The organism is Streptacidiphilus sp. MAP5-3 (assembly GCF_041262505.1).
Taxonomy (GTDB): Bacteria; Actinomycetota; Actinomycetes; order Streptomycetales; family Streptomycetaceae; genus Streptacidiphilus.
In genome coordinates, this window is record NZ_JBGCCL010000012.1 from 52,084 (window position 1) to 77,298 (window position 25,215).

Genomic DNA, 25,215 nt, shown 5'->3' on the forward strand with positions numbered 1-25,215 from the left:
GGTGTGGAGACTCAGCCGGCCGACTCGGGCGGGTTGATCTGCGAGGTGGTGATCGCGGAGTCGGTCGTGCCCCAGGCGGCGAGGATCTTCCGGTAGGTCCCGTCCGCGATCAGCTGCTGGACGGCGGCCTGAAAGGCACGGGTCAGCGGCGAGCCCTTGGGGAAGACGAAACCGACGTCGAGGCGGTGGAAGGGGCCGAGGTAGTGCACGGCACCGCCGGTCTGCTTCTCCTGGTAGCGCAGGCCGTTGATGGTCGACATCAGCACGTCGAACCGGCCTTGCTGCAGGCCGAGTTGCAGCGCCCCGCTGTCGGAGTAGACCTGCACCCGGTAGGCGGGCAGCCCCGCGTCCGTGCAGACGTGGGCGTTCTGCTCCAGCGTCGCCTCGAAGGTCGTTCCGGCTCCCGCGCCGACGGTCAGTCCGCACAGTTGGCGCAGCGAGCCGATTTGCTTGATCGGGCTGCCGGCGCGGACCGCGAAGCCCTGGCCGTCGTCGATGTAGGTGACGAAGTCGACCGTCTTCAAACGCTCGGTCGTCACACCGAAGTTGCCCACGCCCAGTTGGTACTTGCCCGAGCTGAGCCCCGGGAGGATCGTCTCGAAGGCCGCGATCTGCCGGTTCACCCGCAGGCCCAGCACCGCCGCGACCGCGTCGGTGATGTCGATGTCCTGCCCGACCGGGCTGCTGCTCGCGCCGTCGGGGTAGGAGGCGCTCGGCGGGCCGCCGACCGCGGTCGCCACGGTGATCTCGCCCGAGGCACGGACGGCAGCGGGCAGCAGCGCGGCGGCGGCGTCCACCTTCCGCACGGAGGAGACCACGTTGCCGCTCGGGCCGGCCGCAGCCACCGAGTTGGCGACGTCGGACGTGTCGGACGCGCACGCGCTCAACGCGATCAGAGCAACGAGGCTGAGCAGCACAGCGGGCACGCGCAGCGCCGATCGGTCAACGCGCATCGGACCGTCCCTCCTCCGCGATCGCCGCCGCTTCAAGTGACTTGCGGAACGGCAACGGCCCGATCGACTCCGGGTCCGCATGCAGGTCGAAGAGCGGCGTGTAGCCGGTCGCCAGGTACAGGGCCCTGGCCTCCGGCTGACGTGGGCCGGTGGTCAGGTAGACGTCCCGGTAGCCGCGCGCCAACGCCTCCTGCTCCAGCGCACTGACGATGCGTCGGGCCAGACCCCGGCGGCGGTGACGCGAGTGGGTCCAGATCCGCTTGAGCTCGGCGGTCTGCGGTTCGTCCTCGCGATAGCGCCGGAAGGCGCCACCGGCGACGGGCTCGCCCCGCTCCAGGAGGAGCAGCAGCGCGCCGTTCGGCGGAGCGAACTCCGTTGCCGGATAACGCTCCAGCTCGGACCGGCCGACGTCGCGGTGCTCGGGATACCGGGTGCGGTACTCGTCCGCGAGTTCGCGCAGCAGGGGTTCGGCGAGCGGGTCGTCCATCCGGACGGCACGCAACTCGAACTCGGGAGCTTCGGTGGCTGGTTGAGCGGGTGGCTCAGCGGGTGGCTGAAAGCGTGGCTCAACGAAGGTTCCAGGCAAGGCGCGGCCTTTCCGCGGGCATGGGTGACGCCGTGGCCGACCAGCCGCGCACCAGGAAGGCGGGCAGGGTCAGGCCACGGAACAGGGGAGGCAGGCGACAGCAGCGGATGCGCGGCAGCGGCAACGCGTGAAGGAGTCCGGCCCACGGCACGGGGGCGCGAAGGAGGGAAGGGCCGAACGAGCGGCCCGCTACCGAGTCAGCAGGAAGGGGTCAGCGACAACACGCGGCGGACCACACTCGACCGAAGTCGATGTGGCCTCGAATGACCAGAGGCTGCTCGGTACTCACATCGCACAGTTGAGCAGCGGTCATACGTCCGCGTCAACCACCGTCCCGCCCGTCGGACGCGTCCATGCAGGTCTCGGCAGGTCTCCGCGACGGCGAGACGACGGCGTCGACGTCGACGGCGACGGCGGCGGGCACCACGACACCGGGCGGCCTTGACGCGACGCCGACCGGCCGACGTAGTCTTGCGGGAACGCCGTGTTGAGGGACGCGGCGGAGGCGACAGCGATCACGCCGCCGGGGCTCTTCCTGGCCCGGCGCGCCCACCCGGCCTTCGTGCCGCGACGCCGCTGTCCGCGTTCTCCTTCGGAGGCTCCCTCCCGTGACCGTCGCATCCGACGTTCCCCCGCTGCGCCTGCCAGCGGCCGAAACCACTGCCTCAACCACCGCCGAGTCGACTGCCGAAACCGCAGACGCCGGTCCACACCTCCCGACCCGGATCCGCCCCCGGCGACACCCCGGTCGCTGGGCGACCGCCGTGCTGGCCCTGTTCCTGCTCGCCGTCGCGCTTCACTCCGTGCTCTCCAACCACGCCTTCCAATGGGGCGTCGTCGCCCGGTACTTCACCAGCGCCGGGGTGCTGGACGGGCTCGTGCTCACGCTGTGGCTGACGGCTGTGGTCACCGGCCTCGGCTTCGCCATCGGCGCGGGGATCGCCGCGCTGCGGATCTCCGCCAACCCGGTGCTGCGCGGGCTGGCCTGGGGCTATCTCTGGGTCTTCCGGGCCACGCCGGTCCTGGTCCAACTGCTGCTCTGGTACAATATCGGGCTGCTCTACCCGACGCTGAGCATCGGCGTGCCGTTCGGCCCGACGCTGGCCCAGGTGAGCACGGTCAACCTGCTGGGCGGGACCGCCACCGCGGTCATCGGCCTGACCCTGCACGAGGCCGCCTACGCGGCGGAGGTGGTGCGCGGCGGCCTGCTCGCCGTCGACGCGGGCCAGCACGAGGCCGCCGCCGCGCTCGGTCTCGGCCGGCTACGCACGCTGCTCCGGATCGTGCTGCCCCAGGCCATGCGCAGCATCGTCCCGGCTGCGGGCAACATGCTGATCGGCACGCTCAAGAGCACCTCGATCGTCAGCGTGCTGGCCGTCGTCGACCTGCTGTACTCGGTGCAGATCGTCTACAACCGCACCTACCAGGTGATCCCGCTGCTGCTGGTGGCCGCCCTCTGGTACCTGGTCGTCACCAGCGTGCTGACGGTTGGTCAGTTCCTTCTGGAGCGCCGCGTCGGACGGAGCAGCCGATGAGGCAGGCCAGTATCGCCGTCGTCGGCGTCGGACCGCGCGCCACCGGGCTGTTGGACCGGATCCTCGCCAACGCCCCACAACTGCTGTCAGCAGAACCCGACCTGACGATTCATCTGATCGACCCCCATCCTCCCGGTCCCGGCCGGGTGTGGCGGGACGACCAGTCCCCGTTGCTGCGGATGAACTCCATGGCGGAGGACGTCACCATGTTCACCGACTCAGCAACGGTCATGGACGGGCCCGTCCTCCCCGGCCCCTCGCTCGCCGAGTGGGCCGCCGGCCCGGACGTCGACACCGTGGCGGACCCGGCGGTCCGGGCCGAGCTGGAGCAACTGGCGCCCACCGACTTCCCCACCCGACGCGCCCAGAGCGCCTACCTCGACTGGGTGTTCCGGCGGACCACCGCCGCGCTGGCCCCCTTCGCCCGGGTCCACGTCCACCGCGAGGCCGCCGTCGGTCTGCACGGAGGCCCGGACGAACCGCAGCAGGTCGTCCTCGCGTCCGGGCGCACCGTCACCGCGGACCTGGTCGTGCTGACGCTGGGACACCTGGACGCACATCCCGAACCCGACGAACAGCGCTTGGCGCACTTCGCGGCCCGACACGGCCTGCACTACCTGCCACCCGCCTACTCCGCCGACCTCGGACCGGAGTTGGACGAGATCGCAGCGGGCGAGGACGTCGTCCTGCGGGGACTCGGCCTGGCCGCGGTCGATCTGGTCGTGTTGCTCACCGAAGGACGCGGCGGACGCTACCTCCCCCGGCCTGACGGCTCGCTCGTCTACCTGCCGTCAGGCCGCGAACCCGTGCTGCACGCCGGTTCGCGGCGCGGCGTGCCGTACCACGCCAAGACCGGCTACCGCCTCCAGGGCGCGCCGCCGCCGCTGCCGCGCTTCCTCGGGCCCGATGCGGTGGACCTGCTGCTGGTCGGGGACGGCCCGCTCGACTTCCGCGCCGACGTCTGGCCGTCGGTGGCCAAGGAGATCGCGTACGGCCACTACCACGAGCTGTTCCACGGCCATCCGGAACGCACCCGGATGCCGTGGCAGGAGTTCCTCGCCGCCTTCGCCCCGCTGCCCTGGTACGACCCGGCCACGGCCGCGCTGGTGGCCCGCGCCGTGCCCGACCCGGACGACCGGATCGACTTCGAGGCACTGGACCGCCCGCTCGCCGGGGCGTCCTTCGCCTCTCCCGCCGCCCTGCGGGAGGCGCTGCAGCGCCATATCCGCGGCGACGTGGCGCGCCGGGGCAGCCGCGCCCACAGCGCCGATCTCGGCGCGTTCTACGCGCTGCTCTCCGTCTACGGCCAGCTCCCGCGCGTCGCCGCGAGCGGCCAGTTGGACGCGACCTCGCTGGCCCGGGACCTGGACGGCTGGTGGCACGGCTTCTTCAGCTTCCTGGCCAGCGGTCCGCCCGGCCACCGGCTCCGGGAGCTGCTGGCGCTGTCGGACGCGGGCCTGCTGCACTTCCTCGGCCCCGATCTGCGCGTCGAGGCGGACCAGGCAACCGGCCGCTTCCTCGCCCACAGCCCCGCCCTTGCGGGAGTGGTGACGACCGCGACCACGCTCGTCGAGGCGCGGCTCCCGCGTGCCACGCTGCGGCGCACCGACTCCCCGCTCCTGCGCGACCTGTTCGCACGCGGCGAGGCGACCGAAGAGCTGCGTTCGGGACTGATGCTGACGGACCCTCAGAACGGCGCGATCGTCGACGCCACCGGCCGACCGCATCCGCGCCGGATCGCGCTCGGCGCGCACACCAGCGCCCGGGCGGTCGCGGCGTTCGCCCGTCCACGCAGCAATTCGCCGGCGTTCCGCCAGAACGACGCGGCTGCGCGAGCGCTGTTCGGCGCGGTCGCGCGGCTGGCCCAGGCACGGGCTCAGGTCGCGTCGTTCTGACGGGAGGCCGCACCGCTCACCCTCGAAAGCGGTGCGGCCTCGAGCGGCGTGGCTCCACGGGTCAGGAGGCGTGGAGCCACGCCGCGGTTTCCGGGGGCAACTGCCCGTCCGGCAGCGGGCCGCTGGCGAGCAGGACCGCGCGGTGCGGCGGGAGCGGCGCGGGGGCCTTGCCCAGGTTGGCCACGCAGGTGAAACCGGTGCCGTTGCGGGTGAAGGCCAGCACGGCGGGGTCGCCGGGAAGCCAGGTCATCGTGCCGTCCCCGAGCGCGGGATGGGTGCGGCGCAGGTGCAGGGCCTTGCGGTACAGCTGGAGCATCGAGTCCGGGTCGTCCGCCTGGCTGCCCGCCGTGCGCGGCGCCCAGTCCGGCGGCTGGGGCAGCCAGGTGGCCGCCGAGCCGGGTCCGGAAAAGCCGAACGGGGGCTCGGAGCCGCTCCACGGCAGCGGCACCCGGCAGCCGTCGCGGCCCGGATCGGCGCCCGCGGTGCGGTGGTACATCGGATCCTCGATCACCTCCGCCGGGAGGTCCTCGACCTCGGGCAGGCCCAACTCCTCGCCCTGGTAGAGGTAGACCGAGCCGGGCAGCGCCAGGCTCAGCAGGGCGGCGGCGCGGGCCCGGCGGGTGCCGAGCTCCAGGTCCGTCGGGATGCCGTGGGCCTTGGTGGCGAAGTCGAACCCGGTGTCGGCCCGGCCGTAGCGGGTGACGGTACGGGTGATGTCGTGGTTGGCGAGCACCCAGGTGGCCGGGGCCCCGACCGGCGTGTGCACGGTGAGCGTGGTCGTGATCGTCTCGCGCAGCCGGTCGGCGTCCCAGGGACAGCTCAGGAAGCCGAAGTTGAAGGCGGTGTGCAGTTCGTCGGGGCGCAGGTAGCGGGCGAACCGGTCGGGGTCGGGAAGCCAGACCTCGCCGATCAGAGCACGCGGCGGGCTGTAGGTGTCGGCGAGCTTGCGCCAGCTGCGGTAGATGTCGTGGATCTCGTCGCGGTCGACGTAGGGGCGTTCGTCGGTGCCTTCGACCACGTCGGGCAGCTGCGGGTCCTTGACCACCTCCGCGGCGGAGTCGATGCGGACCCCGGCCGCGCCGCGGTCGAACCAGAAACGCAGCACCTCCTCGTGCTCACGGCGCACCTCCGGGTGCTGCCAGTTCAGGTCGGGCTGCTGGGAGGCGAAGCGGTGCAGGTACCACTGACCGTCAGGGACGCGGGTCCAGGCGCTGCCGCCGAACTGCGAGGGCCAGTTGTTGGGCGGCAACTCACCGTTCGCTCCGCGTCCTTCGCGGAACCAGAAGCGGTCCCGCTGCGGCGAGCCCGGCCCTGCGGCCAGCGCGTGCTGGAACCAGAGGTGCTCCTCGGAGACGTGGTTGGGGACGATGTCGACGATGGTCCGGATCCCCAGTTCGAGCGCGTCGGCGATGAGCCGCTCGGCGTCGGCGAGGGTTCCGAAGGCGGGGTGGATGCGGCGGTAGTCGGCGACGTCGTAGCCGCCGTCCGCCATCGGCGAGGCGTACCAGGGGTTGAACCAGAGCGCGTCGACGCCGAGCCGGGCCAGGTAGGGCAGCCGGGAGCGGACTCCCGCCAGGTCGCCGACGCCGTCTCCGTCCGCGTCGGCGAAGCTGCGCACGTAGACCTGGTAGATCGCGGCGCCGCGCCACCATTCGTGGGCTTGAAGCAAGGTAGCGGTCTCCTCGGGAGAGTCAGCCCTTGAGGCTGCCTGCGGTCAGGCCGGACATGATGTTGCGTTGGAAGAACAGGAAGAACAGAACCGTCGGCACGGCCGAGATGGCCGCCGCCGCGATGAGGACGTTCTGGGGCACCCCGAGCGAGAGCGAGTAGATGCCGGCGTTCAGGGTCTGCTTGGTGGGGTCGGGCTCGGCCAGCAGCGGCCAGAGGAAGTCCTTCCACACGTTGACCAGGGCGAAGATCGACACCACCCCGAGGATCGGCCGCGACATGGGCAGCACGATCGACCACAGGGTCCGCAGCGGCCCTGCTCCGTCGATGGCGGCGGAGTCGAGCAGTTCCTGCGGGACGGAGTCGAAGAAGCGCTTGAGCAGGTAGATGTTGAACGCGTTGGCCACGGACGGCAGCCAGATCGCCCAGGGGCTGTTGAGCAGGTTGAGGTGGAGCAGCGGCAGGTCGAGCACGGTCAGGTACTGCGGGACGATCAGCACCATGGCGGGGATCATCAGGCTGGCCAGCATCAGACCGAGGATCGCGTTGCCGAGGACGGGCCGCAGCTTCGACAGCGAGTACGCGGCGGCGACGTCGAAGACCAGCTGGAAGACGAGGGCGCCGAAGGCGTACCAGAGGGTGTTCAGCAGCAGTTGCGAGATGTTGAGGCGGTTCCAGGCGTCGGAGTAGTTCGACAGCTGGACCTGGTGCGGGTAGAAGGTGGGCGGCGTCGCGATGGATTCGGCGGTGGACTTCAGTCCGTCCGTCACCAGCAGGTAGAGCGGGCCGAGGAAGACCAGCGTGAAGACCGCGACGACGAGCAGCAGCGTCACCCGGTAGACGGCGCGGTTCATCTGGGCCGGATTGATCAGAGTGCGGGTGTCACTCATGCGTCGGCCCTCCGGTTCAGCCGCACGTACAGCAGCGAGAAGCCGGCCAGGACCAGCAGCAGAAGCAGTCCGAGGGCGCAGGCGGCGCCGTAGTTGCTGAAGTTGAAGGCGTACTGGTAGATCAGGTAGACGATCGTGGTGGTGGAGTTGTCCACGCCCTGACCGCCGTTGGTGAGCACGAACGGCTCGACGAAGACCTGCATGGTCGCCACGATCTGCAGCATCAGCATGAGCGAGAGGATCAGCCGGGTCTGCGGGATCGTCACATGCCGGATCCGGCGCAACACTCCCGCACCGTCGAGCTCGGCCGCCTCGTAGAGCTCACCGGGGATGTTCTGCAGGGCGGCCAGGTAGATCAGGGTGGCGCTGCCCATGTTCATCCAGGTGGACGCGATGACCACGGCCGGCATCGACATGTTCGGCGACTGCAGCCACGCCGAGGTGGGCAGGTGCAGCAGCTGGAGCATCCGGTCGAGCAGGCCGTACTGCGGGTCGTAGAGGTCCTTGAAGACCAGCAGCGAGGTGATCGGCGGCAGCATCACCGGCAGGTAGACAAGCACCCGCAGATAGCCGCGGGCGTGCCGCAGTTCGTTCATCACCACGGCCACGACGAACGGCAGCGCGAACCCCAGGACCAGCGCGAGCCCGGTGAACTCGGCGGTGTTGCGCCAGGCGATCCAGAAGCTCGGGTCGTTGCTGATCTGCTGGAGGTTGTGCAGGCCGACCCAGGTCGTCTGCCCCGCCCGCGCCTTCTGGAAGCTCATGATCACTTCGCGGACCATGGGGTACCAGGTGAAGCAGGCGAAGCAGAGCACCGCGCCGATCAGGAAGCCGTGCGCGGTCAGGTTGCGCCGCACGCTTCTGCGCAGTGCCCCGGCCCGGCCCGCCGTCCGCAGGGGCGGCGAGCCGGTGTCGGAGGATGCGGTCAGGACCGCCATCGGGGACTCCTCGGAGCTCAAGTGAACGTGAGGCAACGGGGTGTGAGGCAACGGGGTGTGTGGCAGCGGGGCGGCCCTACTGCGCGTTGGCCAGGACCTCGTTGACCTGCGACTGGGCGGTGTCCAGCAGTTGCTGCGCGTTCGCGTGCGGGTCGGTGAGCACGGAGGCCATGGTCGTGTCGAGGATCTTGTAGATGGCCTGCGCGTTCGGCGGCTCGGTGACCCCGGGGATCGCGGCGTTCACGAACGGAGCGAAGGCCTGCACCGACATGGTCGCGTTGGCGGCCTTGAGCTTGTTGTCCGCGGCCGCGGTGGCTCCCTGGAACAACTCCGGCTCGGGCAGACCGACCGCCTGGCCGGACGTCTTGGACCGCGGGTAGTTGTACTGCTGTCCCTGACCCATCGTCAGCCACAGGTAGCTGACCAGCTGGATCCCCGCCGTGATCTGGGCGGGGCTGTCCTTGACGTTGAACAGGTAGTCGTCGCCACCGGCCAAGGTCCCGACGGCAGGCCCGCTCTGACCGGGCATCGGGCCCATGGAGAAGTCGGAGTAGTGCGCGCCGAGACTCTGCACCATGTAGGTGATGTCGTCCGGGGCGGCGATGTACATTCCGAGCTTGCCCGCGGCCATCTGCTTCTGCAGGTCGCCCCACTTGTACAGCTGCGTCGTCCCCATGACGTTGTCGGTGAAACGCAGGGTCTGCAGGTTCTGCAGGACGGCGAGGCCCTGCGCGTTGTCGAACGCGGCCTTGGTGCCGTCCGGGCTCACCATCCGCCCGCCCTGCGCGTAGAGCTCCGCCGCGAAGTGCCAACCGCCGTTGTTTCCCGCGCTGTAGTCGCCGTAGCCGGCGACGCCGTTGCCAAGAGCGGCGATCTTCTTGGCGTCGGCCTCCACCTCGGGCCAGGTGGTGGGCGGCTGATCGGGATTCAGCCCAGCCTGCTGGAAGAGCTTCCGATTGATGATCATCCCCATCGTGTAGTTGGTCCGCGGGACCCCGTAGGTCTTTCCGCCGGACGTCAGCGGCGCCCATACGGACGGGAGGATGTCGTTCTTGACCGGCAGGTTGGCCGTGGTCACGTACGGGGTGATGTCGGCGGCCTGTCCCGAGGCGAGGACCTGCGACAGGTCGGTGAAGTACGTGTAGAAGACGTTCGCCTCGGTGCCGCCGCGCAGCGCCGCAGTGAAGAGCTCCGGTGTCTCGCAGGGGAAGGTGTCGATGCTCCTGACCGTGATGTTCGGGTGGAGCTTCTCGAATCCCGCGATGTCGGCGTTCCACTGCTGCACCTGGGTGGGGCGGCTGCTCGGCGGTGCGCAGTCGATGGAGATGGTGACCTTGCCGTTGGCGTTACCGGTGTTGCCTGCTCCGCCGGTGCCGGAGCTGGAACAGGCGGCTGCGGTCATCGCGACGGTGGCGGCGACCACGAGCGCTGCGGATCTGCGCATGGCTGAAGACCCTTCGTGGGCAGGTGGGGTGAGTGGGTGTCAGCAGAGAGAGCCTGCGGTGCGCCTCACCATAGGGACGCCGACAGGGAGACACAAGATGCCGACGGAACTTTGCAAAATTACGACATCCAAACGAGATGTGATGACGTGCCAATGACAGAGGGACCGCATCCGAATGGATGCGGTCCCTCTGTCGTGCCGTACGCCCCGCAGTGGTGCTGCAGTGGTTCTGTCAGGGGTTGCAGGGTCAACTCCCGGCGCTGGTCAGCGACCTGACGCCGAGGACGCCGCGAGAGCCGGGCCGGTCGAGCCGCGTACGACGAGCTCGGGCTCGAAGAGCAGCTCGTCATGGGTGACCTGGGTGCCCGCCAACTCGCCGATCAGCAGCTCCACGGCAGTTCGGCCCATCGCCTCGATCGGCTGACGGACGGTGGTGAGCGGCGGATCCGTGCAGGTCATGAACGACGAGTCGTCATAACCGACGATCGAGACCTCCCGCGGCACGTCCAGCCCCTGCCGCCGCGCCGCGCGGATCGCGCCGAGGGCAATCGGGTCGGAGGCGCAGACGATCCCGGTCACACCGCGGTTCAGCAGGCGCATCGCGGCGGCCTGGCCGCCCTCCAGCGAGAACAGCGCGTGCTCCACACGGTCCTCCGGCAGGTCGAGCCCCGCCTTGACCAACGCCCGCTTGGCTGCCACGAGTTTGCGCCGCGAGGGCATGTGGTCGGGCGGGCCGAGGACCAGTCCCACGCGTTCGTGCCCCAACGACACCAGCAGCGCGACCGCCTGCTCCGCCGCCACCGCGTCGTCACAGCTGACCTGGGGAAACCCCAGGCCGGGAACGGCCGCGTTCATCAGGACGGTGGGCAGCCCGCGCTGCTCCAGGCGCTCGTAGTGCGCATGGGAGAGGCCGGCCAGGGCGTAGTGCCCACCGAAGAAGATCACGCCGGAAACCTGTTGCTGGAGCAGGAGTTCGACGTAGTCGGCCTCGGAGACGCCGCCCGCGGTCTGGGTGCAGAGCACGGGCGTGAACCCCTGCTGCGCCAGCGCACCGCTGACCACCTCGGCGAAGGCGGGGAAGATCGGGTTCTGCAGCTCCGGCAGCACCAGCCCGACCAACCGGGCTCGCTCACCGCGCAGTTGGGTCGGCCGCTCGTATCCCATCACATCCAGGGCGGTGAGCACCGCCTCGCGGGTTTGCGCGGAGACCCCGGGCTTGCCGTTGAGCACCCGGCTGACGGTCGCCTCGCTCACTCCGACCTTCTGGGCCACATGGGCAAGTCGTCGTGTCATGCCGACATGCTATATGCCGGATACCCGCAAATTCTTGCCTCTTCTTGCCATCCAGTGCAACAACCCGACGTGCTGCCCGCCCGTCTGCTCCACCGCGCCAGCCTCTCACTCGCTCAATATTTGCAGACTTCTGTCAGCATATTGCTCCCATCTGCCGCCTGTGCCAGAGTGACTCGCCAGGCCGAGACGGACCGGTCTGTGCTCTGCGGGGATGTGTCATGCCCCCGCCCTGCTGTGACCGCCATGTCGACCCTCGCGGCTGTTCCCTCTCCACGGAAGTCCCCGTCCACGGAAGGTCGTACGTGATGACGTACCGCCGCTCCACCGCCGTGCTCGCTGCCGTCACCGCAGCAGCGACCGGCGTGTTGGGCCTCCTCCTCGCCGGGCCCGCCCACCAGGCCCAGGCAGCAGCACAGGCAACCACACAGTCCGCGCTCACCCCGTTCGCCGCCGGCGCCGCCAACGGCACCGGCGCCTCGATCCCCGGCATGACCGAGTACGAGGCCGAGGGACCGCAGGCGTCCACCAACGGCACGGTGATCGGCCCCGACTACACCCAGGGCGACCTGGCCACCGAGGCCTCCGGCCGACAGGCGGTCCAACTGACCGGCCAGGGCCAGTACGTGACGTTCACCCTGACCGCACCCGCCAACGCCTTCGACCTGCACTACGCGGTGCCGCAGGGCAGCTCCGGCGACCTCTCGGTCTACGTCAACGGCACCAAGCTCAGCCAGCAGCTCCAACTGACCTCTGCCTACAGCTACATCACCACCGGCCAGGTGCCCGGCTCCAAGGTGCACAAGCTCTACGACGACGTGCGGATGATGCTGCCGTCCACGGTCAACACCGGTGGCACGGTGACCTTCCAGGTCGACGCGGGTGACACCGCGCTGCCCTACACCCTCGACGTCGCCGACTTCTTCGACGTGGGCGCGCCCGCGACGCAACCCGCCAACTCCGTCTCCGTGGTCAGCGAGGGCGCGGACCCGACCGGCGCGGCCGACTCCACCAACGCCTTCCGGACGGCGATCTCCGCTGCCGCCTCCGCCAACGAGTCGGTCTGGATCCCGGCGGGCACCTTCCTGGTCTCCTCGGCGCTGCAGGTCCCCAAGGCCACCATCGCCGGAGCCGGGGCCTGGTACTCGCAGATCAGGACCAACGAGTTCATCGACAACACCTCGGACGTCTCCGGCCCGGTCAACCTGAGCGGCTTCGCCATCCTGGGCTCGACCGTCGGCCGTCACGACGACAGCACCGCCAACGCGATCAACGGCTCGCTCGGCAGCGGCTCGACCGTCGACGGCCTGTGGATCCAGGACACCAACGTCGGCTTCTGGCTCCAGTACGGCAACACCGGGCTGACCGTGAAGAACTGCATCGTGCTGTCCACGGACGCGGACGGGCTGAACTTCAACGGCAACGCGACGAACAACACCGTCGAGAACAACTTCCTGCGCAACACCGGCGACGACGGGCTCGCCCTGTGGTCCTACCCCGCCGCCGACTCGGGCATCTCGCTCAGCGACAACACCATCGTCGAGCCGACGTTGGCCAACGGGATCGCGGACTACGGCGGCTCGAACAACACCATCCAGGGCAACGTCATCGCCGACACCAACCCGCTCGGCAGCGGCATCGCCGTCTCCAACGAGGCCTTCCTGCAGCCCTTCACCCCGCTGTCCGGGACCATCACGGTCTCCGACAACACACTGATCCGCACCGGGGCGATGAACCCCAACTGGGGCCACCCGATGGGCGCGATGCGGTTCGACGCCTACGACTCGGCGTTCACCAATGTCACCGTCAACGTCAGCGGCAACGCGGTGGACGACAGCCCCTACAGCGCCTTCGAGATCGTCGGGGGCGGCGGCCAGGGCTACGCAGTCAGCGGGCTCAACTTCACCGACAACAGCGTCGACTGGACCGGCACCACGGTCTTCCAGGCGGAGACGCCAGGCTCGGCCTCGGTGAGCGGCCTGACCGCGAGCAACGTCGGTGTGGCGGGCGCGTACGACTACGGCTACCCGAACGACGTCGCGGGCACGTTCGTGTTCAACCAGGGCAGCGGCAACAGTGGTTGGAGTACCACGCCGACGCTGACCGCCTTCCCCTCCCCGGTGGGCCTGCCGCCGACCGGTCCGGGCAACGGCACCGGCTCGCCGACCCCCACGCCGACCGCGACCAGCACCTCGCCGTCCCCGTCGCCCTCACCCACGCAGACCACCCCGCCGGGCGGCAACCTGGCGCTGGGCAAGGCGGTCTCGGACACCGGCCACACCCAGAACTACGTCGCCGCCAACGCCGTCGACGGCGACCCCAACACCTACTGGGAGAGCACCGACAACGCGTTCCCCCAGAGCTTCACGCTGGACCTCGGCAGCGCCACCGCCGTCGACCACCTGGTCATGCTGCTGCCGCCGTCATCGGCGTGGGGGGCGCGGACGCAGACCCTCTCCGTCCTCGACAGCACCGACGGCTCCAGCTACAGCACCCTCGTCCCGTCGGCCACCTACTCGTTCGACCCCAACACCGGCAACGCGGCCACCATCAACCTCCCTGCGGGCACCGACACCCGCTACCTCCGGCTGACGTTCACCGCGAACTCCTCCTGGCCGGCCGGACAGCTCTCCGAACTCCAGGCCTACGCACCGAGCAGTTCCGCGACGGCCAGCCCCACGCCCACACCCACCCCGACCGCCACGGCGATCGGGAGCACTGACCTGGCGCTGGGCAAGGTGGTCGCGGACACCGGCCGCACCCAGAACTACGTGGCCGCCAACGCAGTCGACGGCGACCCCAACACCTACTGGGAGAGCACCGACAACGCCTTCCCGCAGAGCTTCACGCTCGACCTCGGCAGCACCACCGCCGTGGGCAAACTGGTGATGCTGCTTCCGCCGTCGACGTCCTGGGGCGCGCGCACGCAGACCCTCTCGGTCCTCGACAGCACCGACGGCTCCAGCTACAGCACCCTCGTCCCCTCGGCCACCTACTCCTTCGACCCCAACACCGGCAACACCGCCACCATCAGCCTCCCCGCCGGTACCACCACCCGCTACCTGCGACTCACCTTCACGGCCAACTCCTCCTGGCCGGCCGGACAGCTCTCCGAATTGCAGGCCTACGCACCCTGAGCAGCGCGCTCACCTCGCCCGCCCGGCGCAACCACGCCGGGCGGGCGAGGTGGGTGGCAGCCAGGCTGATCTGACTGATCGTCAGTGCGCCTTCGCCACGGTGCGCTCGGGCACCGTCTCGGTCTCAGGTGCGGGGGCCGCAGCCGCCTCTCCAGCCGGGCTCAGTGCGTGCGCCGCACCGACGACCGTGACGCCGACGGAGCTGCCGGGCCCGGGAGGGGTGGTGTCGGTGTAGGCGACGAGCCGCTCCTGCCGCCCGTCCTCCCCCGCGCAGCTGAGCTCGACGCGGTGGTCGTGGCCGCGGAAGTGCACGGCGGTGACCGTGGCGCGCATGCCTTCGTCCCCGAGGCGCAGCTGCCTCGGCCGAAGCAACACGGTCCCGCTGCCGGACGAGGTCAGCGCCTCGGTCATGAGCAGCGGCTCGCTCAGCGGCAGCGCGCCGAGACCCGTCCGCGCCTCGCCGTCGGCGCAAACGGCGGGGAGCAGGTTGGCCTCGCCGAGGGCGCGGGCGACGTGGGTGTCGACCGGGCGGTGGAAGAGCGTGTCCGGGGCGTCGGCCTGGGTGATCCGACCGTCGCGCATGACGGCGACAATGTCGGCGAAGGCCAGTGCCTCGTCGACGTCGTGGGTGACCAGGACGGCGGTGGCCCCGGCGCTGCGCAGGGCCGCCGCGACCTCCGCGCGCAGCTCGATGCGGAGTTGGGCGTCGAGTGCGGAGAAGGGCTCGTCGAGCAGCAGCAGGTCGGGGCGGGGCGCGAGCGCGCGGGCGAGCGCCACGCGCTGCTGCTGGCCGCCGGAGAGCTGGTGCGGGTGCCGGTCGCCGAGGCCGCCCAGCCCGACCAGGTCGAGGAGTTCCGCCACCCGGGCCTTGCGCTCGGCGCGCGGCAGTCCGAAGCCGATGTTGCCCGCCGCTGTCAGATGCGGGAAGAGCGCGCCGTCCTGGGGGACGTAGCCGATCCGGCGCTGCTCGGCGCGGACCCGGGCCCGTCCGTCGTCCAGCACCCGGCCACCGACCGCGACGGTCCCGGACGCGGCGGCGTGGAAGCCGGCCACGATCCGCAGCAGGGTGCTCTTGCCGCAACCGGACGGGCCGAGCACGGCGGCCAGTTCGCCGTCGCCGACGGTGAGGTCGAGGCCGGTCAGCACGTCGGCCCGCCCGTGCCGCGCGTGCAGATCAGTGACGGTCAAGCCGCTCATCGCGCAGCCTCTTTCGCGGTTCGGGCCCCACCGAGGGTGCGGCGGGTCAGCAGGAGCACGGCGGGTACGGAGAGCGCGGTCATCACGGCCGCGTAGGGTGCGGCGGCGCCCCAGGCCAGTCCGGTGGTGTAGGTCCAGAACTGGGTGGCCAGGGTGTCCGTGCCGGTGGGCCGCAGCAGCAGCGTCGCCGTCAGTTCGGTGCTGGCGGTGAGCGCGACCATGGCGAAGGCCGCGCCGAGGCCGGGCAGGATCAGCGGCAGCGTCACCCGGGCCAGGACCGCCAGCGGCGCGGTGCCGAGCGAGCGGGCCACGTCCTCGACACCGTGCGGCACCTGCGCCAGCGAGGAGCGGACCGCCGTCAGCGCGAGCGGGAAGAAGAGCGCCACATACCCGGCGACCAGCAGCGGGGGCTGCTCGTAGAACGGCTGGGCGTAGCGGATGGCGAAGAAGACGACCGCCAGCGCGACCGCGATCCCGGGCAACGCGCGGGTGAGGTAGGCGGTCTGCTCGACGGCCCGCGCCAGGCGGGTGTCGCGCCGCCAGGCGTAGAGCGCGACCGGGACCGCGGCGGCGGTGGCGATGGCCGCGGCGGCCAGCGCGTAGCCGAGCGTGGTCGCGGTGAGGGACCAGATCTCGGCCGAGGGCAGCGTGGTGGAACCGCCCTTGACCAGCCAGTAGCCGAGCGCGTAGACGGGCACGCCGACCGCGACGCCGACCAGGGCCGCCATCGCCAGCAACGCCAGCGGCTTCGCGCCTGCCAGCGCGACGGGTGTGGCGGGGCGGGTCGCGTTGCCCTCGCGGACCACCCGGCCGCGCTGCCGTCCGATCCGGTTCTGCAGCAGCACCACGACCAGCGCGAGCGCGATCAGGATCAGCGAGAGGACGGAGGCCGAGACCGTGTCGAAGGCGGTCTCGAACTGGGTGTAGATGGCGGTGGCGAAGGTGTCGTACCGCAGCATCGCGAACGCGCCGTACTCGCCGAGCAGGTAGAGCGCGACCAGCAACGCGCCGCCGGCCAGGGCCGGGCGGGTCTGCGGCAGGGTGACCCGCCAGAGCACGGTCAGCCGGCCCTTGCCCAGGCTGCGGGCGACCTCCTCCGCACTGGCGTCGCTGCGGCGCAGCACGGCGGCGACGGGCAGGAAGACCAGCGGGTAGAGCGAGGAGGTCATCACCAGCGCCGCGCCCCAGAGTCCCTGGACGGACGGGAAGAGCGAGACCCAGCAGTAGCCGTGGACGAACTCGGGGATCGCCAGTGGCATCGCGACCAGCACCGTCCAGGTCCGCCGCAGCGGCAGGTCGGTGCGTTCGACCAGCCAGGCCGCGCCGAAGCCCAGCACCAGGGCGCCGACGGTGACGATCGCGGTCAGCACGGCGGTGTGCCAGAAGAGGGTGGCGATCAGCGGGCGGCCGAGCAGGCGCTGGACGGTGCCCCAGCCCGACTGGGACGCCTCCAGCGCGACGAACACCAGCGGGCTGGCGACCAGGAGCGTCACCACGATCGCCACCAGGGCGAGAACGCCGGAACCCGCCGTCCGGATCCGCCGCGGGGGACGCGGCGGACGGACGGCGGGTGACGGGGTGGACGTGAGCGTCACGAGAGCAGGCCCAGGCTCTGCATGAGCTGGATCGCCTGGGAGCCGTCGCCGAGTTGGGCGGCGGAGTCGACCGGGCCTGCCTGCTGCAGGGTCCGGGCGAGGCGGGTGTCGGTCACGCCGGGGAGCAGCGGGTACTCGTAGCTCTCGGAGGTGGCGATGATCTGCTGGGCGGGCTTGCTCACCAGGTAGGTGAGGAAGGCCTGGGCCGCCGCCTGGTGGTGACTGGACGCCAGCACGCCCGCGCCGGAGACGTCGACCAGCGAGCCGGGGTCGCCGGGGGCGAAGTAGGCCAGGGCGCTGTGGATGCTGGACGCGCCCTGCTCGTCGCGGAGCCGGTACCAGTAGTAGTGGTCGATGACGCCGCCCGCGACCTCACCCCGGTTCACGGCCGCGACCAGGTCCTCGTTGGAGTCGTAGACCTTCCCGTTGGCCTTGAGTGCCTTGAGCCACGACGTGGTGGCGGCCAGGCCCTTCATCTGGATCATGCGGGTGACGATCGGGGTGAAGTCGGTCTCGGACGGTGCGATGCCGAGCTTGCCCTGCCAGAACGCCGAGGCGAGGGCGGTGACCGAGGTCGGGGCCTGGGCGGCGGTCAACTTGCCGGTGTTGTAGACGAACACCGCCGAGCGCGCGGAGAGGCCGACCCAGTCGCCCTTGGCCGAACTGTCCGCGGCGGGCACGGCGCCGAGCGTCGAGGCGTCGACCTTGGCCAGGCTGCCCTTCTCCTCCAGGGTGGTGAGCGTGGGCGGGTTCTCCGAGACGAAGACGTCGGCCGGGGAGGCGGCGCCCTCGACCAGCAACTGCTGTGCCAGCTCGGCCTCGTCGCCGGAGCGCAGCTGCACCTTGACGCCGGTGTGCGCGGTGAAGCCCTTCACCAGGGCGTCCATGGTCTGCTCGTGCTGCCCGCTGTAGACGGTGATCGTCTGCCCTGCCAGGGAGCCGCCGGAGGCCGAGGAGGACACCGAGGACGCGCCCGAGCTGCCGCAGGCGCTCAGGGAGAGCACGCAGAGGCCCGCGAGGGACGTGACGGCAGTCGTGAACACCGACCGCTTCATGGACCGAACACCGACGAACACCGCACAACCTCCGACATGGGAAGAAGCACCTGGGCCGCCAGTGGGCGCGGTCCAGGCTGCCGCTCGGGCCGGGGCACACCCTCGCACCGACCCAGTAGGCAAGGCTTACCTTAGTTGCCGCCCGGGCAATCGCTACCCGCACCCCACCCTCCCCATGCGCGAGGCCGTGGCACTATGTCCGTTCTAGCCGCATTTATTCCGGCTTTTCCTGTGCCGGTGTGACCATTTCGTAACCCACACTCCCCACTTGCGAAGCGCGCCTGCCACATCGGGAGAAGCTGTGAAATGCAACGATGGCGTTGACTCAGAAGAAACTCAGAGGAACGATCGGTTCCACCGTGGACGCACCGAGTAGACGTCCACAGGTCTCGGAATCTTTCGCACGACTCTGGGGGGGACATGGGAGGCGGCGGCTCCGCCCAGGCCGGGGAGGCCGCGGTGTACTGCCGCGTGGCGCACCGGCGTTCGCCCCGACAGGCGGGCGTGGACCAGCGCGAGGCTCGGTGCCGTGAGTTGGCGGACCGTCATGGCGTCCACGTCGCACCCTGGCGCGTCTTCATCGACCCTCTGGCGACGAGCTGGACGCGCACCGGCCGACGCCCCGGCTGGGACGCACTGCTCCGGGACCTGGCGGCCGGCCCGGTGACACACGTCGTGCTTGCCGGGATCGACGAGCTCGAACGGTTCCGCCCCTGGGACCTGGCCGCACTGTTGACCCTCGCCGAGCGGCGCGGACTGACCCTGCTGGACCCCGAGCAGCCGGCGGACCTCAACGCGCCCGGCGCCCGCAGCGCACTCCGGGAACGGACGCAGGAACAGTGCCGCCGCCGGGAGGGCGCCTCCGGAACGACCCGGACCGCACAGTCCCAGGCCGCCGCCGAGGGACGGCCGCACGGCGGCGGACGCCGGGCCTTCGGCTACACGCAGGCCGGATACGAGCTCGTCCCGGACGAGGCGGCCGTCGTCGCCCGGATCTACCACTGGTACCTGACGGACCGTTCACTGTCCTGGATCGCCCGCGAGCTCACCACCGCACGCATATCCACCGCCGCCGGGGGACGGTGGACATCCACCAAGGTCGCGCGGATCATCGACGCCCCCCGGTACGCCGCGCTCCAGGTCCAGCAGGGCGAGGCGCTTCGCGACGAAGGCGGCGCATACGTGCCGGGACACTGGGAGCCGTGCGTCAGCCTCTCCCAGTGGGAGGCAGCCCAGGAGCTGCGCCGCCACGCGCAGTTCGCCACCCGCGCCGAACGCCGCCCGGAGCGGCACTACCGCCTGACCGGCCTGGTGCGCTGCGGTCGCTGCGGTCGGCGGATGGTCGGGGAGACCAAGAACGGCTACCCCATGTACGGGTGCATCGGCCGCAGCACCAGCGAGAGCGAACCCTGCCACCGCTACGTCAGCGCGACCCGGCTGGAGGAACTGGTCGACGAGCGCGTCCTGTTCGTCCTGGAGAACACGCGACTGTCCGGAGGGACGCCGCCCGTCGCGGTACTCGATCCGAAGACCGCGGAGGGCCGCGACCACGACCAGGCCAGGCTCGCCGAACTGCCGTCGCCCCAGTCCCACACGAGCCGCGAGCACGCGGCACTCGCGGCCCGGATCCGCGAGGAGAACCGCATGGTGGCGGTGCGCGTTCCGGACGCCGTCGACCCGGAGTTGACGGGCCGTCACGCACGCCGGAACTGGCGCCGGTTGTCCGCCTCGCGGCGTGACGACGTCCGCCGCTTCCTGATCGCGCACATCGACATCGGCCCGGTGACGGGCCCGCGCAGCGTGTTCGACCCCGCTCGCGTGCTGATCCTCCGGCATCCCGACTGAGGTCCAACACCCGGAAATCCCAAGGCCCTTACCAGGAACTTCTCAGTTTCTTCTCAGGCATCCATCAGTTCAGAGGGTTTCCAGAAGTTTTCCGCCCGATCCTCTGTTCAGTGTGTACGCGTCAGCCCTACTCTCACGTAGCAGCAAGACCACCACGATGCAGGGTGTCAACTGGCGATCGAACCGTCTCGCCAGGTGCCCCGACGTGTCGTCAGCACATGCACTGCGTTTCCTGATCCGGAATGGCACTGTGTTCTGACGTTGCGTCAGTTCTGCGTGCCTTCCCCTCGTCCCTCAGGGAGGGTGGGTTGCGTCCCCTGCGTACCCCCAGAATCGCGCGCCGTACCAGCGCGCTCGGCCGCACCGTGGCCGCGTCCGTCACCGCCGTCACCGTCGGCTTCTTCGGCCTCGCGGCGATCACGCCCGCGCAGGCGGCGACCGCCGCGCCTGCCGCGTCCGCGAGCAGCTCCGTCACGATCCACCGCCAGTGCCCGCAGGAGCCCGTGGGCTACTCGAGTTGCCTGGCGCTCAAGCGCACCGACGTCCATCCGCAGGCCTCACACGCGAACGCCTCGCCGCTGGCGACGGTGTCCGGCTACGGCCCCACCGACCTGCGGTCGGCCTACAACCTCGCCTCGGCGGCCGCGTCCAAGGGCAGCGGAGAGACCGTCGCGCTGATCGACGCCTTCGACTACCCGAGCGCGCAGAGCGACCTGGACATCTACCGCAGCCAGTACGGGCTGCCCGCCTGCGACAGCGGCTGCTTCACCAAGCTCAACCAGAACGGGCAGGCCAGCCCGCTGCCCTCACCCGCCCCGTCCAGCGACGACTGGACGGGTGAGGAGGCCCTCGACATCGACATGGTCTCGGCGATCTGCCCCAACTGCCACATCGACCTGGTCGAGGCCAACTCCGACAGCAACGACGACCTCGGTGCGGCGGTGAACGCGGCCGTCAACGCCGGGGCGAAGTTCGTCTCCAACAGCTACGGCGGCAGCGAGTCCTCCACCGACTCGACCTACGACACCGAGTACTACGACCACCCCGGTGTCGCGGTGACCGTCTCCTCCGGTGACAGCGGCTACGGCGTCGAGTACCCGGCCGCCTCGCAGTACGTCACCGCCGTCGGCGGCACCTCGCTGTCCACCGCCTCCAACTCGCGCGGCTGGACCGAGTCCGTCTGGTCCACCTCCTCGACCGAGGGCGCCGGGTCCGGCTGCTCGGCCGACGACCCCAAGCCCAGCTGGCAGACCGACACAGGCTGCTCCAAGCGCACCGTCGCCGACGTGTCCGCGGTCGCCGACCCAGCCACCGGCGTCGCCGTCTACGACACCTACAACAACAACGGCGGGTGGAACGTCTACGGCGGCACCTCCGTCGCCTCCCCGATCATCGCCTCCGTCTACGCCCTCGCCGGCAACCCGGGGGCGAGCGACTACCCGGCGAAGTACCCGTACCAGCACACCTCTTCGCTCAACGACGTCACCACCGGCTCCACGGCCAGCTGCTCCCCGGCGTACCTGTGCACCGCCGAGGCCGGCTACGACGGCCCGACCGGCTGGGGTACCCCGAACGGCACCGCCGCCTTCCAGAGCGGCTCGTCGACCGGCAACACGGTCTCGGTGACGAACCCGGGCAGCCAGACGTCGACGGTCGGCACCGCCGCGTCGCTGCAGATCAGCGGCTCCGACTCGGGTGGTGCGAGCCTGAGTTACAGCGCGACCGGGCTTCCGGCGGGTCTGTCGATCTCATCCTCGGGTCTGATCTCCGGCACCCCGACCACCGCCGGTACCTTCAACGTCACGGTCACCGCCACCGACAGCACCGGCGCATCCGGCACCACCTCCTTCAGCTGGACCGTCAGCTCCACCACCGGTGGCGGCGGCTGCGCCAACCCGGGCCAGAAGCTGGGCAACCCCGGCTTCGAGACCGGCGCAGCCACGCCGTGGACCATGACGGCGGGCGTGCTGAACAACGACACCGTCTCCGAGCCCGCCCACTCCGGCAACTGGGACGCGTGGCTGGACGGTTACGGCGCCGCCCACACAGACACCCTCGCCCAGACGGTTGCCGTCCCGTCCGGCTGCAGTGCCGCCTTCTCCTTCTGGCTGCACGTCGACACCGGCAAGACCAGCACCACCGCCGTCGACACACTCAAGGTCCAGGCCCTCAACAGCTCCGGCACCGTGCTCAGCACGCTGGGGACCTACTCCAACCTGAACGCGAGCAGCGGGTACAACCAGTACTCGTTCAACCTCACCAGCTACGCCGGGCAGACCGTCACCCTGAAGTTCACCGGCGTGGAGAAGTCCGGGGCGCAGACCAGCTTCGTGGTCGACGACACGGCACTCAACGCCTCCTGACCCGAAGCACCGGCGTCACCCGCACCATCGGCACCACCGGCACCACCTGAGCAACGGGGCCTCCTGCCACAGGGCAGGGGGCCCCAGCAGTTTCTGACCGCAACGTTGACGGCAACCCGGGCTGACGGCTGCGGCTTACTGGTTGGTGGGGGTCTCGCCGAGGGCGGTGCGGAGCCAGTCGAGGGAGTCGGTGGCGAGTAGGGCGTCGGCGAGGGCGATACCGGTTTTGGTGGTGAGGCGGGCGCGACTGTTGTCGATCCAGCGTTGGGCGTTGGCGTGGCCCTGAGCGCGGTACTCGATGCCCTGGAGGAGGCATTCGAGCTTGTCGGCGTCGCGGGCGCACGACGCTTCAGGTGATTCCTTGTCTTCGTACTCGGCGACGACGGAGCAGATGGCGTTGGCCAGGGGTTCGGGCATGCCGAGGGTCTGGTCGGCGGTGACGGCGCGGGGGTCGGCTTGGCCGGAGTACTTACGGCCGAGGTAGTTGACGTCTCCGGTGCGTGATTCCTGGGAGTCGTGCCAGACCGCAAGGAGGGCCGCTTTGGCGGGGTCGGCGCCTTCAAGTTGGGCGATGACGGAGGCGATGAGGGAAGTGCGCCACGAGTGTTCGGCGACGCTTTCGGGGTCGCGGACTCCGGCCATCCACCAGCCGGTGCGGCGGGCCTGCTTGAGGGTGCCGGCCTCGAAGAGGAAGTGAGCCACCGCGGTCAGATCGTCGTCGGCCATGTGCTGCCTTCCCTGGGGCGGTCAGCCGGCTGCCAGGCGGACCGCATATCGGATCGCATCGAGTTCCCGGCGGGACCGCGCCGAGACCTGGGCTCCATCCAACAGGATCTCCAGGCGCTCGCGTAGCAGCGCGGTGCTGCTGGCTGGGTCACCGAGGAGGCCGGCGCGGTCGGCGGTCGCGGTCTCATCAGGGCACCCGCGGCAGACTCGCCCCGTCGTCAAACCGGAACCCCAAGGCATGGGCGAGCTGGAACACCAAGTCCTCCGCCAGCGGATCACACTCCGCGTCCAGGGCAGCTCTCACCTCCATCGGGGTCGGGTCGAGCCCAGCTTCCCGAGCCCAGGCAACTGCATGCTCAGCTACTTTGTCCGGATCGCCGATCCACTCCTCGGGGAAGCCGTAGTCCCGCGCCATGACCGGAGACAACGCGGATTGCCATGACAGGCCGCTGGGGCTGGCTGCCTGCACGGTGACGAAGTCGCTGTCGACCACATGACAGACCAGCACCGGAGCCGCCGTCTCACCAACGATCGATGGGTCAGGGTCCCCTCCCGGGAGTGCTTGCAGGATCTGCCAACCGTTGTCCCGCGCCCACCAGACCGCGACACAGGGCGACGATCTCAGCGCCGCCAGCTCCGTCACGGGCCGATCAGCACGCGCGACGATGAATGATCCCGAGAACCCCATGGCCCGACACCATAGACGTGACCACCGACAACCGGATCATCACCTCACGCACACAGCAGACCGCGAAGCCGAGACCCCGCGGTTCCAACAGGCGAGGCCCGGTGCCAACTGGCTTGTCCCGGCTCAGGGGCTCAGTCCGATCCTGTCACCAGGTCTCAACTATCCTCATTAGGCGACAAATACAGTGCCGAGTCACACGAGTTCAGCGCCGCACGCGCGGCATGCCGAGGCCGATCCAGCTGATGATCTCGCGCTGGATCTCGTTGTTGCCGCCGCCGAAGGTGAAGATGACCGCGCTGCGGTAGCCGCGTTCCAGGTTGCTGCGCAGGACCTCGCCCGCAGAGCCCTCCTTGAGCGGGCCCGCCGCGCCGACGACCTCCAGCAGCCAGGCGTAGGCGTCGCGGCGTGCCTCGCTGCCGTAGACCTTGACGGCCGAGGCGTCCTGCGGGGTCAGCACGTTGCGGTGGACGGCGTCCACCATCTGCCAGTTGAGCAGCTTGACCGCGTCGAGGCGGCTGTGGGTGCGGGAGAGGCGCTGGCGGACCCAGGGCAGGTCGATGACCCGTTTGCCGCCCGCGAGTTCGGTCTCGCGGGCCCACTGCTGCACCTCGGCCAGGGCGCGGTTCGCCATGGTGGCGTGGGCGGCCAGGGTCACCCGCTCGTGGTTGAGCTGGTTGGTGATCAGCCGCCAGCCGGCGTTCTCCTCGCCGACGCGCATCGAGACCGGGACGCGGATGTCCTGGTAGTAGCTGGCCGTGGTGTCGTGCCCGGCCAGCGTACGGATGACGGTGGTGGTGTAGCCCGGGTCGGTGGTGTCGACCATCAGCATGGTGATGCCCTTGTGCGGCGGGGCGTCCGGGTCGGTGCGGGTGGCCAGCCAGACCCAGTCGGCGGTGTCGCCGTTGGTGGTCCAGATCTTCTGCCCGTTGACGACGTACTCGTCGCCCTCGCGGACCGCGCGGGTCTTCAGCGCGGCCAGGTCGGTGCCCGCGTCCGGTTCGGAGTAGCCGATGGCGATGTCGATCTCACCGGCCAGGATCTTCGGCAGGAAGAAGGACTTCTGCTGCTCGGTGCCGAACTTCATGATCGACGGACCGACCGTGTTCAGCGCCATGATCGGCAGCGGGACGCCCGCCTGCGCGGCCTCGTCGAAGAAGATGAACTGCTCGAACGCGCTCAGCCCGCGCCCGCCGTACTCGACCGGCCAGCCCACGCCGAGCCAGCCGTCGGCGCCGAGGCGGCGGTTGGTGTCCCGGTAGAACCTCTTCTGCTGCCGGGGGTCGTTGAGTCGGCCGTGCGCCTCGGGCGGCATCAGGTCGGCGAAGTAGGCACGCAGTTCGGCGCGGAGCCGCTGCTGCTCCGGCGTGTGGTCCAGGTGCACGACACTCTCCCTCTGCGGTCACGGCTCAC

18 protein-coding genes are annotated in these 25,215 nt (G+C 70.3%); 5 read left to right on the forward strand and 13 right to left on the reverse strand.

The genetic code is table 11. The annotated features are described in order from the left end of the window. Positions 1 to 11 precede the first annotated feature (11 nt). Both ABH928_RS19415 and ABH928_RS19420 read right to left on the reverse strand, forming a co-directional pair. Positions 12 to 953 (reverse strand): ABC transporter substrate-binding protein, encoded by a 942-nt coding sequence (locus ABH928_RS19415; RefSeq protein ID WP_370068065.1) that lies wholly within the window; start codon positions 951 to 953, stop codon positions 12 to 14. Beyond that, positions 943 to 1,440 carry a GNAT family N-acetyltransferase gene (locus ABH928_RS19420; protein WP_370068067.1) on the reverse strand — a complete coding sequence of 166 codons (498 nt, stop codon included), beginning with the start codon at positions 1,438 to 1,440 and terminating at the stop codon, positions 943 to 945. The genes ABH928_RS19415 and ABH928_RS19420 overlap by 11 nt, the downstream gene beginning before the upstream one ends. A gap of 707 nt (positions 1,441 to 2,147) precedes the next feature. On the opposite strand from ABH928_RS19420, the gene ABH928_RS19425 reads away from it, so the two are divergent. Together ABH928_RS19425 and ABH928_RS19430 are read left to right on the forward strand one after the other, a co-directional pair. Next, the gene (locus tag ABH928_RS19425; RefSeq protein WP_370068069.1) at positions 2,148 to 3,074 is read left to right on the forward strand and encodes an amino acid ABC transporter permease; all 927 of its coding nucleotides are present in this window, start codon (positions 2,148 to 2,150) and stop codon (positions 3,072 to 3,074) included. After that, positions 3,071 to 4,969, forward strand: coding sequence for an FAD/NAD(P)-binding protein (locus ABH928_RS19430; protein WP_370068071.1), 1,899 nt, complete (start codon positions 3,071 to 3,073; stop codon positions 4,967 to 4,969). The genes ABH928_RS19425 and ABH928_RS19430 overlap by 4 nt, the downstream gene beginning before the upstream one ends. Before the next feature lie 61 nt (positions 4,970 to 5,030). Here ABH928_RS19430 and ABH928_RS19435 read toward each other — a convergent pair whose 3' ends face one another. The 5 genes from ABH928_RS19435 to ABH928_RS19455 all read right to left on the reverse strand — a co-directional run bounded on the left by ABH928_RS19435 (position 5,031) and on the right by ABH928_RS19455 (position 11,202). Continuing rightward, positions 5,031 to 6,638, reverse strand: coding sequence for a glycoside hydrolase family 13 protein (locus tag ABH928_RS19435; RefSeq protein WP_370068073.1), 1,608 nt, complete (start codon positions 6,636 to 6,638; stop codon positions 5,031 to 5,033). Positions 6,639 to 6,660: 22 nt separating this feature from the next. Beyond that, positions 6,661 to 7,527: a carbohydrate ABC transporter permease gene (locus ABH928_RS19440; protein ID WP_370068075.1), complete on the reverse strand. Its 867-nt coding sequence runs from the start codon at positions 7,525 to 7,527 to the stop codon at positions 6,661 to 6,663. After that, positions 7,524 to 8,465: a carbohydrate ABC transporter permease gene (locus ABH928_RS19445; RefSeq protein WP_370068077.1), complete on the reverse strand. Its 942-nt coding sequence runs from the start codon at positions 8,463 to 8,465 to the stop codon at positions 7,524 to 7,526. Before ABH928_RS19445 ends, ABH928_RS19440 begins: the two co-directional genes overlap by 4 nt. Before the next feature lie 76 nt (positions 8,466 to 8,541). Then, positions 8,542 to 9,909 (reverse strand): extracellular solute-binding protein, encoded by a 1,368-nt coding sequence (locus ABH928_RS19450; RefSeq protein ID WP_370068079.1) that lies wholly within the window; start codon positions 9,907 to 9,909, stop codon positions 8,542 to 8,544. Positions 9,910 to 10,173: 264 nt separating this feature from the next. Continuing rightward, positions 10,174 to 11,202, reverse strand: coding sequence for a LacI family DNA-binding transcriptional regulator (locus ABH928_RS19455; RefSeq protein ID WP_370068081.1), 1,029 nt, complete (start codon positions 11,200 to 11,202; stop codon positions 10,174 to 10,176). A gap of 305 nt (positions 11,203 to 11,507) precedes the next feature. On the opposite strand from ABH928_RS19455, the gene ABH928_RS19460 reads away from it, so the two are divergent. Then, entirely contained in the window at positions 11,508 to 14,336 is a 2,829-nt protein-coding gene (locus ABH928_RS19460; protein ID WP_370068083.1) for a discoidin domain-containing protein, read from the forward strand. Positions 14,337 to 14,417: 81 nt separating this feature from the next. Here ABH928_RS19460 and ABH928_RS19465 read toward each other — a convergent pair whose 3' ends face one another. The 3 genes from ABH928_RS19465 to ABH928_RS19475 are packed head-to-tail and all read right to left on the reverse strand — an operon-like array spanning position 14,418 to position 18,171. Next, on the reverse strand, positions 14,418 to 15,533 hold the full coding sequence (locus ABH928_RS19465; RefSeq protein ID WP_370068085.1) for an ABC transporter ATP-binding protein: 1,116 nt from the start codon (positions 15,531 to 15,533) through the stop codon (positions 14,418 to 14,420). Then, a complete protein-coding gene (locus ABH928_RS19470) occupies positions 15,530 to 17,128 on the reverse strand; it encodes an ABC transporter permease (protein WP_370068087.1) in 1,599 nt (532 codons plus the stop codon). The genes ABH928_RS19465 and ABH928_RS19470 overlap by 4 nt, the downstream gene beginning before the upstream one ends. Further along, entirely contained in the window at positions 17,125 to 18,171 is a 1,047-nt protein-coding gene (locus ABH928_RS19475) for an iron ABC transporter substrate-binding protein (protein ID WP_370068089.1), read from the reverse strand. Before ABH928_RS19475 ends, ABH928_RS19470 begins: the two co-directional genes overlap by 4 nt. Before the next feature lie 432 nt (positions 18,172 to 18,603). On the opposite strand from ABH928_RS19475, the gene ABH928_RS19480 reads away from it, so the two are divergent. Then, positions 18,604 to 20,028 (forward strand): recombinase family protein, encoded by a 1,425-nt coding sequence (locus tag ABH928_RS19480; protein WP_370068091.1) that lies wholly within the window; start codon positions 18,604 to 18,606, stop codon positions 20,026 to 20,028. A 317-nt stretch (positions 20,029 to 20,345) separates the two neighbouring features. Next, positions 20,346 to 22,391: a putative Ig domain-containing protein gene (locus ABH928_RS19485; RefSeq protein WP_370068331.1), complete on the forward strand. Its 2,046-nt coding sequence runs from the start codon at positions 20,346 to 20,348 to the stop codon at positions 22,389 to 22,391. A 135-nt stretch (positions 22,392 to 22,526) separates the two neighbouring features. Here the strand turns inward: ABH928_RS19485 and ABH928_RS19490 are convergent, their stop codons facing one another. The 3 genes from ABH928_RS19490 to ABH928_RS19500 all read right to left on the reverse strand — a co-directional run bounded on the left by ABH928_RS19490 (position 22,527) and on the right by ABH928_RS19500 (position 25,186). Beyond that, positions 22,527 to 23,117 carry an HD family hydrolase gene (locus ABH928_RS19490; RefSeq protein WP_370068093.1) on the reverse strand — a complete coding sequence of 197 codons (591 nt, stop codon included), beginning with the start codon at positions 23,115 to 23,117 and terminating at the stop codon, positions 22,527 to 22,529. Between the two features lie 187 nt (positions 23,118 to 23,304). Next, the gene (locus ABH928_RS19495; RefSeq protein WP_370068095.1) at positions 23,305 to 23,805 is read right to left on the reverse strand and encodes a hypothetical protein; all 501 of its coding nucleotides are present in this window, start codon (positions 23,803 to 23,805) and stop codon (positions 23,305 to 23,307) included. A 202-nt stretch (positions 23,806 to 24,007) separates the two neighbouring features. Beyond that, the gene (locus tag ABH928_RS19500) at positions 24,008 to 25,186 is read right to left on the reverse strand and encodes an acyl-CoA dehydrogenase family protein (protein ID WP_370068097.1); all 1,179 of its coding nucleotides are present in this window, start codon (positions 25,184 to 25,186) and stop codon (positions 24,008 to 24,010) included. Between the last annotated feature and the right edge of the window lie 29 nt (positions 25,187 to 25,215).

Excerpts from the sequence above, each read along its gene's own strand:
- ABH928_RS19415 (WP_370068065.1), bottom strand. The coding sequence starts at position 953 with ATGCGCGTTGACCGATCGGCGCTGCGCGTGCCCGCTGTGCTGCTCAGC.
- ABH928_RS19420 (WP_370068067.1), bottom strand. The coding sequence starts at position 1,440 with ATGGACGACCCGCTCGCCGAACCCCTGCTGCGCGAACTCGCGGACGAG.
- ABH928_RS19430 (WP_370068071.1), top strand. The coding sequence starts at position 3,071 with ATGAGGCAGGCCAGTATCGCCGTCGTCGGCGTCGGACCGCGCGCCACC.
- ABH928_RS19440 (WP_370068075.1), bottom strand. The coding sequence starts at position 7,527 with ATGAGTGACACCCGCACTCTGATCAATCCGGCCCAGATGAACCGCGCC.
- ABH928_RS19445 (WP_370068077.1), bottom strand. The coding sequence starts at position 8,465 with ATGGCGGTCCTGACCGCATCCTCCGACACCGGCTCGCCGCCCCTGCGG.
- ABH928_RS19450 (WP_370068079.1), bottom strand. The coding sequence starts at position 9,909 with ATGCGCAGATCCGCAGCGCTCGTGGTCGCCGCCACCGTCGCGATGACC.
- ABH928_RS19455 (WP_370068081.1), bottom strand. The coding sequence starts at position 11,202 with ATGACACGACGACTTGCCCATGTGGCCCAGAAGGTCGGAGTGAGCGAG.
- ABH928_RS19460 (WP_370068083.1), top strand. The coding sequence starts at position 11,508 with ATGACGTACCGCCGCTCCACCGCCGTGCTCGCTGCCGTCACCGCAGCA.
- ABH928_RS19465 (WP_370068085.1), bottom strand. The coding sequence starts at position 15,533 with ATGAGCGGCTTGACCGTCACTGATCTGCACGCGCGGCACGGGCGGGCC.
- ABH928_RS19480 (WP_370068091.1), top strand. The coding sequence starts at position 18,604 with ATGGGAGGCGGCGGCTCCGCCCAGGCCGGGGAGGCCGCGGTGTACTGC.
- ABH928_RS19490 (WP_370068093.1), bottom strand. The coding sequence starts at position 23,117 with ATGGCCGACGACGATCTGACCGCGGTGGCTCACTTCCTCTTCGAGGCC.
- ABH928_RS19495 (WP_370068095.1), bottom strand. The coding sequence starts at position 23,805 with ATGGGGTTCTCGGGATCATTCATCGTCGCGCGTGCTGATCGGCCCGTG.